The following is a 14,263-nucleotide window of genomic DNA, read 5'->3' on the forward strand; positions in this document are numbered from 1 at the left end:
AGTGCCGTCCAAGGAAACGCCGCGCCGCCGCGTACCCGGCCCCGCGCGCTCCCGTAACGCGGCCGGCGGATCGGGGCGTCCCCGGCCCGCCGCCCGTCCCGAGGCCAGGCGTCCCCGGCGCCCGGCGGCCAGGAAGCGGCGCGGCGGCTCCCCGCAGTCCATCCGCCTGGGCAGTCCGCGCCCCCGGCTGCGGCTGATCAGCCTCTGTCTGACCCTCGTCATGCTGGCGTTCGTCGTCCGGCTCCTCCAGGTCCAGGCGGTCGACGCCAGTACGTACGCCGCCAAGGCCGAGGCGAACCGCTACCTGGAGTACACGATCGCCGCCGAACGCGGTGAGATCACCGACCGCAGCGGTATCGCCCTGGCCACCAGCGTCGACGCGCACGACATCACGGCCGACCCGAAGCTGTTCACACCCGAGGAGAGCAAGGCCCCGGACGCCCCGCAGCAGGCGGCGGCCCTGCTCGCCCCGATCCTCGGCAAGGACGAGGCGGAGCTGGCGAAGAAGCTCGCAGCCAAGACCCGCTACGAGGTGCTGGCGCGGCGGCAGACCCCGCAGGTCTGGAAGCAGATCAAGGACCTCAAGTCGGTCTTCGCGGAGAAGGCTGCCGAGGACATGGCGAACGGTGGCCCCGGGGCCAACGTGCTGGCCGGTGTCCTCCAGGAGTCCACCACCAGGCGCGTCTACCCGAACGGGGACCTCGCCGCCGGGATACTGGGATTCGTCAACGCCGAAGGCAAGGGAGGCGGCGGCCTGGAGTCACAGCTGAACAAGCAGCTCCAGGGCGAGGACGGCAAGATCCGCTACGCCCAGGCGGGCGGTCGTCCCGTACCGACCGCCGGCTCCACGGAGGTCCCGGCCGTCGCCGGTACCGACGTCGAGCTGACGATCGACCGGGACATCCAGTGGGCGGCGCAGCGCGCCATCGCCGACCAGGTCGAGAAGTCCGAGGCGGACCGTGGCTACGTGGTCGTCCAGAACACGAGGACCGGCGAGGTGCTGGCCATGGCCAACGCCCCCGGCTACGACCCCAACGACCTCGCGCAGAGCAACTCGGCGGCCCTCGGCAACGCGGCCCTCCAGGACGTGTACGAACCCGGCTCCACCAGCAAGGTCATGTCCATGGCCGCGGTGCTGGAGGAGGGGGCGGCCACGCCGGGTACGCACGTCACCGTCCCCAACCGGCTGCACCGGGGCGACCGGCTCTTCAGGGACGACATCGACCACCCCACCTGGTACCTCACGCTCAACGGCGTCCTCGCCAAATCGAGCAACATCGGCACCATCCTGGCCACCGGACAGCTCGGGAAGACCCAGGCCGAAGCCAACAAGGTCCTGTACTCCTACCTGCGTAAATTCGGCATCGGCAGCACCACCGGGCTCGACTACCCGGGAGAGTCGCCCGGCATCATCGCCAAGCCCCAGGACTGGTCGACCTCGCAGCAGTACACGATCCCGTTCGGGCAGGGACTCTCGCTCAACGCCATGCAGGCCGCGTCGGTCTACCAGGCCATCGCCAACGGCGGGGTCAGGATCGAGCCGACCCTGGTCCGCGGCACCAAGGACGCGGACGGCAACTACACGGCGTCCGAGGCACCCGAGCGCACCCGGGTGGTCAGCGAGAAGACCGCCAAGACCCTGGCCAGGATGCTGGAGTCCGTGGTGGACGACGAGGAGGGCACCGGGACCAAGGCCCACATCCAGGGCTACCGGGTAGCGGGCAAGACCGGCACGGCCAACCGGGTAGATCCCGTACGGGGTGTCTACAAGGGCTACACCGCGTCCTTCGCGGGCTTCGCCCCCGCCGACGACCCGCAGATCACCGTCTACTGCGCGATCCAGAACCCCACCAAGGGAAGCTACTTCGGCGGCCAGATCTGCGGCCCGATCTACAAGAAGGTCATGGAGTTCGCCCTGAAGACCCTCCAGACACCTCCGTCCGGCAGCGATCCTGCCCGGCTTCCCGTGTCCTTCGATCCCGGCGAGTAACTCGGGGGAACCCTCAGTGACGACCATCACGCCTGATCCCGGGAACCGGAATGAGAAGTACCGCAACCCCGGCCCCTCACTTCGCGAGAGGCCGGGTCCGCCCGGTACGCTCACCGCCGTGCCCCACGCTGATCAGTGCCAAACCACTCAGAAGGACGCGCCTGTGAACTACCCGGGAGCGCCCCGACCGGACCGGCTCAGGCCGACCTCCCTCGGAGAGCTGGCAGCCCGGCTCGGCGCCGAACCGCAGGATTCCGGTGAGGTCACCGGCATCACCCACGACTCCCGGGCCGTGCGCCCCGGAGACGTGTACGCGGCTCTGCCCGGTGCCCGCTTCCACGGTGCCGACTTCTCCGCCCAGGCCGCAGGCCTCGGAGCCGCCGCGATCCTCACCGACCCGGCGGGTACCGAGCGCGCCGCCGCCACCGGCCTCCCGGTCCTCGTCACCGAGGACCCGCGCGGCCGGATGGGCGACATCGCGGCCGAGATCTACGGACGGCCGGGCGTCGGCCTCCTCCAGATCGGCATCACCGGCACGTCCGGCAAGACCACCACGGCGTACCTCGTCGAGGGCGGGCTGCGCGGAGCCGGACGAAGCACCGGGCTGATCGGCACCGTCGAGATGCGGATCGGCGACGAGCGCATCAAGTCGGAGCGCACCACCCCGGAAGCCACCGACCTCCAGGCCCTGTTCGCGGTCATGCGCGAACGCGGTGTCGAGGCGGTCGCCATGGAGGTCTCCAGCCACGCCCTGGTGCTCGGCCGGGTGGACGGCTGCGTCTTCGACGTAGCCGTGTTCAACAACCTCAGCCCGGAGCACATGGAGTTCCACTCCGGGATGGAGGACTACTTCCAGGCCAAGGCGCAGCTGTTCACCCCGCAGCGCAGCAAGACCGGTGTCGTCAACTTCGACGACGAGTACGGCCGCAGGCTGGTGACGGAGGCATCCGTTCCGGTCGTGACCTTCTCCGCGGAAGGGCACCCGGACGCCGACTGGCGGGCCGAGGACGTCCAGGTCGGCCCCCAGGACAGCAGCTTCACGGTGATCGGCCCCAAGGGCGAGCGCATCACCGCCAAGGCTCCGCTGCCGGGCCCGTTCAACGTCGCCAACACCCTTGCCGCGGTCGTCACCCTGGCCGTCGCGGGCGTCGACCCGCAGACCGCCGCCGACGGCATCGCGGCCGTCCCGGGTGTTCCCGGCCGGCTGGAACGCGTCGACGCCGGACAGCCGTACCTCGCCGTCGTCGACTACGCGCACAAGACCGACGCCGTCGAGTCCGTCCTGCGCTCCCTGCAGAAGGTCACCGAGGGCCGGGTACACATCGTGCTCGGCTGCGGCGGAGACCGGGACACGACGAAGCGCGGGCCGATGGGAGCCGCCGCGGCCCGGCTCTCCGACACCGCCGTACTGACCTCCGACAACCCCCGCTCCGAGGACCCCCTCGCGATCCTCGCCGCCATGCTCTCCGGCGCGGCCGAGGTGCCCGTCCACGAGCGCGGGGACGTGCTCGTCGAGGCCGACCGGGCCGCGGCGATCGCCGCCGCGGTCGCCAGGGCCGAGCCCGGCGACACCGTGCTGGTGGCCGGAAAGGGACATGAGCAGGGCCAGGACATCCACGGAGTGGTACGGCCTTTCGACGACCGGAAGGTCCTGCGCGAGGCCATCGAGCGCTCCCTGGGGCGCACGGCCGCCGCGCACGCTCCCGAGGACCGCGTACACACCCATGAGAACAACAGTCAGGGATGACCAAGTGATCGCCCTTTCCCTCGCCGAGATCGCCGGAATCGTCGGCGGGCAGCCGTACGACGTGCCGGACCCGTCCGTCGTCGTCACAGGCCCCGTCGTCATCGACTCCCGGGAGGTGCGGCAGGGCTCTCTGTTCGCCGCGTTCGCGGGCGAGCGGGTCGACGGACACGACTACGCGCAGCGCGCCGTCGAGGCGGGTGCGGCAGCCGTGCTCGCCGCCCGCCCCGTCGGTGTTCCGGCGATCGTCGTCGACGACGTCGTGGGCGCGCTCGGCGCCCTCGCCCGTGCCGTCGTCGAACGCCTCGGTACCACCGTCGTCGCGCTGACCGGCTCGGCCGGCAAGACGTCCACGAAGGACCTGATCGCCCAGCTGCTGGAGCGCAAGGCGCCCACGGTCTGGACACCCGGCTCCTTGAACAACGAGATCGGACTGCCGCTCACCGCACTGCGCGCCACGGCGGAAACCCGCCATCTCGTGCTGGAGATGGGTGCGCGGGGCATCGGTCACATCCACTACCTCGCCGACCTGACGCCGCCGCGGATCGGCCTGGTCCTCAACGTGGGCAGCGCCCACATCGGGGAGTTCGGCAGCCGTGAGGCGATCGCCCAGGCCAAGGGCGAGCTCGTCGAGGTCCTCCCGGAGGACGGCACCGCGATCCTCAATGCCGACGACCCGCTCGTGCGGGCCATGGCGTCCCGCACAAAGGCCCGGGTGCTCCTCTTCGGAGAGGCCCCGGATGCGGACGTACGGGGAGAGAACGTGCGGCTCACGGCCGACGGACGCCCCGCTTTCGCGCTCCACACACCCACCGGGTGCAGCGACGTGACCTTGCGCCTGTACGGTGAGCATCACGTGTCGAACGCGCTCGCCGCGGCCGCCGTCGCCCATGAGTTGGGCATGTCCGTGACCGAGATCGCCGAGGCGCTCTCCGGGGCGGGCACCCTCTCCCGCTGGCGCATGGAGGTCACCGAGCGTCCGGACGGTGTGACGGTCGTCAATGACGCCTACAACGCGAACCCCGAATCCATGAAGGCCGCACTCCGTGCGCTGGCCGCCATGGGCAAGGCCCGACGGGCAGACGGGGGACGCACGTGGGCGGTGCTCGGTCAGATGGCCGAGCTCGGTGACGCGTCGCTCGCCGAGCACGACGCGGTCGGACGGCTCGCCGTCCGGCTCAACGTCAGCAAGCTCGTCGCTGTCGGAGGAAGAGAAGCCTCCTGGCTGCAACTGGGCGCATATAACGAGGGTTCGTGGGGTGAGGAGTCGGTGCACGTGTCCGACGCACAGGCGGCCGTCGACCTGTTGCGCAGTGAACTGCGCCCGGGAGACGTCGTGCTGGTGAAGGCGTCCCGGTCGGTCGGCCTGGAGAGGGTCGCCCTGGCACTGCTGGAGACGACCGAGGGCGAGGTCGCCGTCCGATGAGGCAGATCCTCTTCGCAGGGGCCATAGGGCTCTTCCTGACCTTGGTCGGCACTCCGCTGCTGATCAAACTTCTGGCCCGCAAGGGCTACGGGCAGTTCATCCGGGACGACGGTCCGCGTACCCACGGCAGTAAGAAGGGCACGCCCACCATGGGTGGGATCGCCTTCATCCTGGCGACGATCATCGCGTACGTCCTGGCAAAGGTGATCACCGGCGAGCCGATGCGCTTCTCCGGCGTCCTCGTCCTGTTCCTCATGGCCGGAATGGGCCTCGTCGGCTTCCTCGACGACTACATCAAGATCGTGAAGCAGCGTTCGCTGGGTCTGCGGGCCAAGGCCAAGATGGCCGGTCAGCTGATCGTCGGCATCGCCTTCGCGGTGCTCTCGCTCCAGTTCGCGGACGCCCGCGGCAACACCCCGGCCTCCACCCGGCTGTCGTTCGTCGAGGACTTCGGCTGGTCGATCGGCCCGGTGCTGTTCTGCGTCTGGGCGCTGTTCATGATTCTCGCCATGTCCAACGGCGTGAACCTGACGGACGGTCTGGACGGCCTGGCCACCGGCGCGTCGGTGATGGTCTTCGGCGCGTACACCTTCATCGGGTTGTGGCAGTTCCAGGAGTCCTGCGCCAACGCGATCACCCTCACCAACCCACAGGCGTGTTTCGAGGTACGCGACCCACTCGACCTCGCGGTCGTCGCCTCGGCCCTGATGGGCGCCTGCTTCGGCTTCCTGTGGTGGAACACCTCGCCCGCGAAGATCTTCATGGGTGACACCGGTTCCCTCGCCCTCGGCGGCGCGCTCGCGGGTCTGGCCATCTGCTCCCGCACGGAGTTCCTGATGGCGATCCTCGGCGGCCTCTTCGTGATGATCACCATGTCCGTGGTCATCCAGGTCGGTTCCTTCAAGATGACCGGCAAGCGGGTCTTCCGGATGGCACCGCTCCAGCACCACTTCGAACTGAAGGGGTGGTCCGAAGTCCTTGTCGTGGTCCGCTTCTGGATCATCCAGGGCATGTGCGTGATCGTCGGACTCGGCCTCTTCTACGCGGGATGGGCAGCCAAGAAGTGAGCAACGTGGACTGGCAGGGCAAGCACGTCACGGTCGCCGGGCTCGGGGTGAGCGGTATCCCCGCCGCCCGTGCCCTGCACGGGCGGGGGGCCCTCGTCACCGTCGTCAACGACGGTGACGACGAGCGCTCCCGTGCCCAGGCCGCCGAACTGGAGGCGCTCGGCATCACCGTGCGCCTCGGCGACGGCGTGACCCTGCCCGAGTCCACCGAGCTGATCGTCACGGCCCCCGGCTGGAAGCCGGACAAGCCACTCTTCCTCGCGGCCGCCGAGGCGGGCGTCCCCGTCTGGGGCGACGTCGAACTCGCCTGGCGGCTGCGGGGCCCCGGCGCCGCGCCCTGGCTCGCGGTCACCGGAACCAACGGCAAGACCACGACCGTGCGGATGCTCGCCTCGATCCTCGAAGCGGCCGGCCTGCGCACGGCCGCCGTCGGCAACATCGGGGTGTCCCTGCTGGACGCTGTGCTCGGCGACGAGACGTACGACGTACTCGCGGTCGAGCTGTCCAGCTACCAGCTGCACTGGGCGCCCTCGCTGCGCGCGCACTCCGCGGCCGTGCTCAACCTGGCCCCGGACCACCTCGACTGGCACGGCTCCATGGCCGGTTACGCCGCCGACAAGGGCCGGGTCTACGAGGGCAACAGCGTCGCCTGCGTCTACAACGCGCAGGACCCGGCGACGGAGGACCTCGTGCGCGAGGCCGACGTCGAGGAGGGCTGCCGGGCCATCGGCTTCACCCTCGGCACTCCGGGCCCCTCGCAGCTCGGGGTGGTCGACGGCATCCTCGTCGACCGGGCCTTCGTCGCCAACCGCCAGAAGCAGGCCCAGGAACTCGCCGAGCTCGGCGACGTCAATCCGCCGGCCCCCCACAACATCGCCAACGCCCTGGCCGCGGCGGCACTGGCCCGCGCCTTCGGCGTGGAGCCCGCCGCCGTACGGGACGGACTGCGGGCCTTCCGCCCCGACGCCCACCGCATCGAACACGTGGCCGATGTCGCCGGTGTCACGTACATCGACGACTCCAAGGCCACCAACACCCACGCCGCCGAGGCGTCCCTCGCGGCCTACGAACCGATCGTCTGGATCGCCGGCGGCCTCGCCAAGGGCGCCACCTTCGACGAACTGGTCGGCGGGGCCGCGAAGCGGCTGAGGGGTGTCGTCCTGATGGGCGCCGACCGGGCGCTGATCCGCGAAGCCCTGGCGCGACACGCCCCCGAGGTACCGGTGGTCGACCTCGACCGGACCGACACTGGGGCGATGTCCGCAGCGGTCCGCGAGGCGGCACGGCTGGCCGGCCCGGGTGACACCGTCCTGCTGGCCCCGGCCTGCGCCTCGATGGACATGTTCGTCAACTACAACAAGCGGGGCGAGGCGTTCGCGGACGCGGTCCGCCAACTCGCCGACGAGAGCGCCTGACGGGCCCGGCTTCCGCGTCGTACCGTCCCGGAGGGCCGGAGCGTCCGGTCACCCGGTCACGAGCAGCGCCGCCAGGCCCCCGGGCCCCGGCGACAGCCCCGGGCACGAGCAGTGGAGGGGACAGCGACAATGCCGGCCGACGAGAGCTCAGCCGCGCGCGGAGCCGACCGCTCACGGGCGACCGCCGCGATCCGCAGGGCGCTCACCCCGCCCCTGCTCGCCGGTCCGCTGCCCGTCGGCCCCGGGCCCCTCGCGGGGCTCGCCCTGCGGAGCCGGCCCGCCACCGGCTCCCGGCGGCCCCCCGCGCCGCGTGGCGGAGCCCGTTCATCAGGGAAACCGCCCCGGCCGCGCCGGGGTTCCGGGATGCGGCGGACGTACGAGCGGGCACGACGGGCCTGGGACCGCCCGCTGACCGCGTACTACCTGATCCTCGGCGCAGGCCTGCTGATCACCGTGCTCGGCCTCGTCATGGTCTACTCCGCCTCGATGATCAAGGCGCTGGAGCTGGCACGGCCCAGCACGTACTTCTTCCGCAAGCAGTTCCTCGCCGCCGTGATAGGGGCGGGCCTGATGCTGCTGGCCTCCAGGATGCCCGTCAAACTCCACCGGGCGCTGGCCTACCCGCTGCTCATGGGCACGGTCTTCCTGATGGTCCTGGTCCAGGTGCCGGGGATAGGGATGTCGGTCAACGGCAACCAGAACTGGATCTATCTCGGCGGCCCCTTCCAGCTCCAGCCCAGTGAGTTCGGCAAGCTCGCCCTCGTCCTCTGGGGCGCGGACCTGCTCGCCCGCAAACAGGACAAGCGGCTGCTCGCCCAGTGGAAGCACATGCTCGTCCCGCTCGTGCCGGTCGCCTTCATGCTGCTCGGGCTGATCATGCTCGGCGGGGACATGGGGACTGCGATCATTCTCACCGCGATCCTCTTCGGCCTGCTCTGGCTGGCCGGTGCCCCCACCAGGCTCTTCGCCGGTGTGCTCGCCTTCGCCGGTCTCATCGGATTCCTCCTCATCAAGACCAGCCCCAACCGGATGTCCCGGCTCGGCTGCATCGGCGCGTCCGAGCCCGGCCCCGGGGATTCCTGCTGGCAGGCGGTGCACGGAATCTACGCCCTGGCGTCCGGCGGATGGTTCGGTTCCGGGCTCGGCGCGAGTGTGGAAAAATGGGGTCAACTTCCGGAACCGCACACGGACTTCATCTTCGCCATCACGGGGGAGGAGCTGGGCCTGGCGGGGACGCTGTCGGTACTGGCCCTCTTCGCGGCTCTAGGCTATGCGGGTATCCGCGTGGCCGGACGCACGGAGGACCCCTTCGTGAGGTACGCAGCGGGAGGCGTGACCACCTGGATCACGGCGCAGGCCGTGATCAACATCGGTGCGGTGCTCGGCCTGTTGCCGATCGCCGGTGTCCCGCTCCCGCTGTTCTCCTACGGGGGTTCGGCCCTGCTGCCGACCATGTTCGCTGTCGGGCTCATGATCGCCTTCGCGCGAGAGGATCCTGCGGCGAGAGCGGCCCTGGCCATGCGGAGGCCCGGGGTCAGATGGAAGACGATGAGACGGCGCGTCATGAAGCGTCCGTCCGGAGAGCGGTGAATTTCGGTGCATGTCGTACTCGCCGGCGGGGGGACCGCCGGGCACATCGAGCCCGCGCTTGCCCTCGCAGACGCCCTGCGGAGGCAGGACCCGGCCGTGGGCATCACTGCCCTCGGCACGGAGCGCGGACTCGAGACCAGGCTCGTACCCGAGCGGGGGTACGAGCTGGCACTGATCCCTGCCGTACCGCTGCCGCGCAAGCCCACACCCGAGCTGATCACCGTCCCGGGGCGGCTGCGCGGCACCATCAAGGCCGCCGAGCAGATCCTGGAGCGCACCAAGGCGGACTGTGTGGTCGGCTTCGGTGGCTACGTGGCCCTGCCCGGCTATCTCGCGGCCAAGCGCGCCGGGGTCCCGATCGTCGTCCATGAGGCCAACGCCAGGCCTGGCCTGGCCAACAAGATCGGTTCCCGGTACGCCCACGGGGTCGCCGTCTCCACCCCGGACAGCAAGCTGCGCGGCGCCCGCTACATCGGCATCCCGCTGCGCCGCACCATCGCCACCCTCGACCGGGCCCGGGTCCGCCCGGAGGCGCGTGCCGCCTTCGGTCTCGACCCCAACCTGCCGACGCTGCTCGTCTCCGGCGGCTCACAGGGCGCCCGCCACCTCAACGAGGTGGTCACGCGGATCGCGCCGCTGCTCCAGCGGTCCGGAATCCAGATCCTGCACGTGGTCGGACCGAAGAACGAATTGCCGCGTATCGACAACATGCCCGGGATGCCGCCCTACATCCCGGTACCGTACGTGGACCGGATGGATCTCGCGTACGCCGCGGCCGACATGATGCTCTGCCGCGCGGGCGCGATGACCGTCGCCGAGCTCTCCGCCGTCGGGCTGCCCGCCGCCTATGTCCCGTTGCCGATCGGCAACGGCGAACAGCGGCTCAACGCCCAGCCGGTGGTCAACGCCGGCGGCGGCCTGCTGGTTGACGACGCGGCGCTCACCCCGGAATGGGTGCAGGGCAACGTCCTTCCGGTGCTCTCGGATCCGCACCGGCTGTACGAGATGTCCCGTGCCGCCGCGGAGTTCGGGCGACGGGATGCCGACGACCTGCTCGTCGGCATGGTGTACGAGGCGATTGCCGCGCGCCGCCAGGCGTGAGGCGGGGCGGACCCGGGGCGCACGCCCCGGGTCCGGCGAAGGAGCGAGCGTGGCCGGACCGACGACCGCCCAGCGCGGCGAGGCCGAGCGGGCCGACACCCCGGCCCGCCCGCCGCACATCGGCCCCGAGGGGCGACGACGGCTGACCGGCCGTATGCGGCTGATCCTGGCCGCGGTCGGCCTCGTTCTGACCGCCGCGGCCACCGTCTGGGTTCTCTACGGCTCGTCCTGGCTGAGACTGGAACGGGTGACGACCACCGGAACCGGCGTCCTGACCAGGAGTGAGGTGGAGGCCGTGGCGGCTGCGCCGGTCGGCTCTCCGCTGATTTCCGTGGACACCGACGCGATCGCGGACCGTCTGCGCCGGAAGCTGCCTCGTATCGACTCGGTGGATGTCGTACGGTCATGGCCACACGGTGTCAGCCTTGAGGTGACCGAACGAAAGCCGGTCCTGTTGGTCGGAAAGGGCAAAAAATTCATTGAAGTGGACGTAAAAGGTGTTCGCTTCGCAACCGTGGACAAAGCGCCCCCGCATGTGCCGCTGCTGGAATTGACGCCCGATCAGTCGGCGAGCTTGCGCCGCTTCGGCGGTGACCGTCTGCTGCGGGAGGCGGTGCGTGTCGCGGGAGACATCCCGGCAGGCATCGCCAGGCAGACCGAGACCGTACGGGTCACCTCGTACGACTCCGCCGTCCTCGAACTGACCCGAGGGCGCACCGTGATGTGGGGAAGCAGTGAGGAAGGGCCCGTGAAGGCGCGGGTGCTCACCGCTCTCATGAAAGCGTCTCCCGAAGCGGGGCACTTCGACGTGAGCGCCCCCACCGCCCCTGCGGCATCGAAGAGTTGACGCACGTCTGACCTGGCCAGCCCCCTGGTTGGTCAGCGCTACGGGTGATCACATAGGGTGAAAAGAAAAACGGGAGGTTCGGCGTGTTCGTTGAACGTGCGCCACTTGTCGACTTAGTGTCCTGTTCGGAAGAGTCCAAGAAGCAGACACACTGGTAACCCTAAACTTCAACGTTAGGGTTTGGGTCGGCGTCCGGACCGACCCAATCGGCATCCGTCGTCGCGGCGGGACTACCGCGAAGCGACGACACGTAACTCGAGGCGAGAGGCCTTCGACGTGGCAGCACCGCAGAACTACCTCGCAGTCATCAAGGTCATCGGTGTCGGCGGCGGTGGTGTCAATGCCATCAACCGAATGATCGAGGTCGGCCTCAAGGGCGTCGAGTTCATCGCGATCAACACCGATGCGCAGGCACTGTTGATGAGCGACGCCGACGTCAAGCTCGACGTCGGCCGTGAACTCACCCGTGGCCTCGGCGCCGGGGCGAACCCGGCCGTCGGTCGTAAGGCGGCAGAGGACCACCGTGAGGAGATCGAGGAGGTCCTCAAGGGGGCCGACATGGTCTTCGTCACCGCCGGAGAAGGCGGCGGCACAGGCACCGGCGGCGCACCCGTCGTCGCCAACATCGCACGCTCGCTGGGCGCCCTGACGATCGGTGTGGTCACCCGCCCGTTCACCTTCGAGGGCCGGCGACGCGCGAACCAGGCGGAGGACGGCATCGCCGAACTCCGCGAAGAGGTCGACACCCTCATCGTCATCCCCAACGACCGGCTGCTGTCCATCTCGGACCGCCAGGTGAGCGTGCTCGACGCGTTCAAGTCGGCTGACCAGGTGCTGCTCTCGGGTGTCCAGGGCATCACCGACCTCATCACGACCCCGGGTCTGATCAACCTCGACTTCGCCGACGTCAAGTCGGTCATGTCCGAGGCCGGATCGGCACTCATGGGCATCGGCTCCGCCCGCGGGGACGACCGTGCGGTGGCCGCCGCGGAGATGGCGATCTCCTCGCCGCTCCTGGAGGCGTCCATCGACGGCGCTCGCGGTGTGCTGCTCTCCATCTCCGGCGGCAGCGACCTCGGTCTCTTCGAGATCAACGAGGCAGCCCAGCTGGTGAGCGAGGCGGCCCACCCGGAGGCGAACATCATCTTCGGCGCGGTCATCGACGACGCGCTGGGCGACGAGGTGCGGGTCACCGTCATCGCCGCGGGCTTCGACGGCGGACAGCCGCCGACGCGTCGGGAGAACGTCCTCGGATCGAGTGCCGGCAAGCGCGAGGAGCCGGCTCCGCCGGCCCGGGCCGCCGAGCCGGCGCGCCAGACCGGCGGACTGGGTTCCGTGCCTCCGCGTGAGGAGCCCCAGACACCGGCCGAGCCGGCGCCGTTGGCGAACGAGACCTCGCTGCCGGTTTCCCCGCCGCACGTCCCGACGGCCCGGCCCTACCAGGACACCCAGGCCGAAGAGCTGGACGTACCGGACTTCTTGAAGTGATAGGTCCGCAGCACGCGGTGAAAGCCGCGGAGTTCTCGGCGGGCGGCGCCCATTTCGCCTTCACCGACAGGTGGGGCGGAGTGAGCGCCGTTCCGTACGAGGAACTCAACCTCGGCGGTGCGGTCGGCGACGACCCCACCGCCGTCCGTGCGAACCGTGCCCGCGCCGCCCGTACACTCGGTCTCGACCCGGCCCTGGTGGTCTGGATGAATCAGGTGCACGGGCGCGACGTGGCCGTGGTCGACGGCCCTTGGAGTGACACCGTCGACGCCTCGGGCATCCCCGCGGTGGACGCGGTGGTGACGGCGCGGCGCGGACTCCCGCTCGCGGTGCTCACCGCCGACTGCACGCCCGTGCTGCTCGCCGATCCGGCGGCCGGTGTCGTCGCCGCCGCCCACGCGGGACGGCCCGGTCTGGTCGCGGGAGTCGTCCCGGCCGCAGTCGAGGCCATGACGGCACTCGGCGCCGAAACGTCCCGGATCGTCGCCCACACCGGACCGGCCGTCTGCGGGCGGTGTTACGAGGTTCCGGAACAGATGCGCGCGGAGGTCGCGGAGGCCGTCCCGGCGTCGTGGTCGGAGACCAGTTGGGGAACACCCGCGGTCGACGTCACGGCCGGAGTCCACGCCCAGCTCGACGAGCTCGGCGTCGTCGACCGGCACAGCTCGCCGTTCTGCACCCTGGAATCCGGCGACCACTTCTCGTACCGCCGCGACCGCACCACAGGACGGCTCGCCGGATATGTCTGGTTGGACTGATAGGGCATGACGGATCGCAGGACTCAACTCGCGGCAAACCTGGCACAGGTGGAGGAGCGTATTGCTTCCGCCTGTGCTTCGGCCGGCCGCAAGCGGGGAGAGGTGACCCTGATCGTCGTCACCAAGACGTACCCCGCGAGCGATGTGCGAATTCTGCACGAACTCGGTGTGCGCCAGGTCGCGGAGAATCGTGACCAGGACGCGGCACCAAAAGCCGAAGCTTGTGCGGATCTGTCGCTCACATGGCACTTTGTCGGACAGTTGCAGACCAACAAGGTTCGCTCCGTGGCCGCTTATGCCGATGTGGTGCAATCGGTGGACCGGGTGAAACTGGTCACCGCGCTCTCGGCCGCGGCGGTCAGGGGTGAGCGTGAACTCGGCTGCCTCATCCAGGTCGCTCTCGACGCTGAGAGCGGTGAACGCGGGGACCGGGGCGGCGTCGCACCGGACGCGATCGAGGAGTTGGCCGCGTCGGTCGAGGCGGCGGAAGGACTCAGGCTCGACGGCCTGATGACCGTGGCCCCGCTCGCCGGTCCTTACGCCGGTCGGCAACGGGCCGCATTCGACCGCTTGATGGAAATCTCATCCAGCCTGCGCGGGAACCATCCGGCTGCGAGCATGGTCTCTGCTGGGATGAGCGCGGATCTCGAGGACGCGGTCGCGGCCGGGGCGACACATGTACGCGTCGGTACGGCGGTGCTCGGAGTCCGACCCCGGCTCGGGTAACGTCGCGAAGCAAGTCGGACCACAGCAGAAAATATGGTCATTCCCGCTCGGAGCGGGCAGGCCGGAGTGGATCTCGGGCACTTGGTGACACGAATGCCGATCCACCACAGA

The 14,263-nt window shown here is 69.9% G+C and carries 11 protein-coding genes; all 11 read left to right on the top strand.

Annotated elements, in window-relative coordinates; all coding sequences use genetic code 11:
- Window position 1 precedes the first annotated feature (1 nt).
- Complete coding sequence (locus ACFYQ5_RS32885; protein WP_389202927.1) at window positions 2–1,990, top strand: peptidoglycan D,D-transpeptidase FtsI family protein; 1,989 nt, start codon at window positions 2–4, stop codon at window positions 1,988–1,990.
- A gap of 16 nt (window positions 1,991–2,006) precedes the next feature.
- Complete coding sequence (locus tag ACFYQ5_RS32890) at window positions 2,007–3,737, top strand: UDP-N-acetylmuramoyl-L-alanyl-D-glutamate--2,6-diaminopimelate ligase (protein ID WP_389202928.1); 1,731 nt, start codon at window positions 2,007–2,009, stop codon at window positions 3,735–3,737.
- 4 nt (window positions 3,738–3,741) lie between these two features.
- Window positions 3,742–5,160 (top strand): UDP-N-acetylmuramoyl-tripeptide--D-alanyl-D-alanine ligase, encoded by a 1,419-nt coding sequence (gene murF / locus ACFYQ5_RS32895; protein WP_389202929.1) that lies wholly within the window; start codon window positions 3,742–3,744, stop codon window positions 5,158–5,160.
- Window positions 5,157–6,227 carry a phospho-N-acetylmuramoyl-pentapeptide-transferase gene (mraY, locus tag ACFYQ5_RS32900; RefSeq protein WP_389202930.1) on the top strand — a complete coding sequence of 357 codons (1,071 nt, stop codon included), beginning with the start codon at window positions 5,157–5,159 and terminating at the stop codon, window positions 6,225–6,227. The genes murF and mraY overlap by 4 nt, the downstream gene beginning before the upstream one ends.
- Window positions 6,224–7,642 (top strand): UDP-N-acetylmuramoyl-L-alanine--D-glutamate ligase, encoded by a 1,419-nt coding sequence (murD, locus tag ACFYQ5_RS32905; protein ID WP_389202972.1) that lies wholly within the window; start codon window positions 6,224–6,226, stop codon window positions 7,640–7,642. The genes mraY and murD overlap by 4 nt, the downstream gene beginning before the upstream one ends.
- Window positions 7,643–7,771: 129 nt before the next feature.
- On the top strand, window positions 7,772–9,232 hold the full coding sequence (ftsW, locus tag ACFYQ5_RS32910) for a putative lipid II flippase FtsW (protein ID WP_389202931.1): 1,461 nt from the start codon (window positions 7,772–7,774) through the stop codon (window positions 9,230–9,232).
- 6 nt (window positions 9,233–9,238) lie between these two features.
- On the top strand, window positions 9,239–10,333 hold the full coding sequence (gene murG / locus ACFYQ5_RS32915; RefSeq protein ID WP_359466385.1) for an undecaprenyldiphospho-muramoylpentapeptide beta-N-acetylglucosaminyltransferase: 1,095 nt from the start codon (window positions 9,239–9,241) through the stop codon (window positions 10,331–10,333).
- Window positions 10,334–10,382: 49 nt separating this feature from the next.
- Entirely contained in the window at window positions 10,383–11,180 is a 798-nt protein-coding gene (locus ACFYQ5_RS32920) for a cell division protein FtsQ/DivIB (RefSeq protein ID WP_389202933.1), read from the top strand.
- A 276-nt stretch (window positions 11,181–11,456) separates the two neighbouring features.
- On the top strand, window positions 11,457–12,668 hold the full coding sequence (ftsZ, locus tag ACFYQ5_RS32925; RefSeq protein WP_389202934.1) for a cell division protein FtsZ: 1,212 nt from the start codon (window positions 11,457–11,459) through the stop codon (window positions 12,666–12,668).
- A 17-nt stretch (window positions 12,669–12,685) separates the two neighbouring features.
- Window positions 12,686–13,426, top strand: a complete 741-nt coding sequence (pgeF, locus tag ACFYQ5_RS32930; protein WP_389202936.1) for a peptidoglycan editing factor PgeF — start codon at window positions 12,686–12,688, stop codon at window positions 13,424–13,426.
- Between the two features lie 6 nt (window positions 13,427–13,432).
- Complete coding sequence (locus tag ACFYQ5_RS32935) at window positions 13,433–14,152, top strand: YggS family pyridoxal phosphate-dependent enzyme (protein WP_389202938.1); 720 nt, start codon at window positions 13,433–13,435, stop codon at window positions 14,150–14,152.
- Window positions 14,153–14,263: the final 111 nt, after the last annotated feature.

The sequence above is a fragment of the Streptomyces sp. NPDC005794 genome, from assembly GCF_042871445.1.
GTDB lineage: Bacteria > Actinomycetota > Actinomycetes > Streptomycetales > Streptomycetaceae > Streptomyces.

Excerpts from the sequence above, each read along its gene's own strand:
- mraY (WP_389202930.1), top strand. The coding sequence starts at position 5,157 with ATGAGGCAGATCCTCTTCGCAGGGGCCATAGGGCTCTTCCTGACCTTG.
- ftsW (WP_389202931.1), top strand. The coding sequence starts at position 7,772 with ATGCCGGCCGACGAGAGCTCAGCCGCGCGCGGAGCCGACCGCTCACGG.
- ACFYQ5_RS32935 (WP_389202938.1), top strand. The coding sequence starts at position 13,433 with ATGACGGATCGCAGGACTCAACTCGCGGCAAACCTGGCACAGGTGGAG.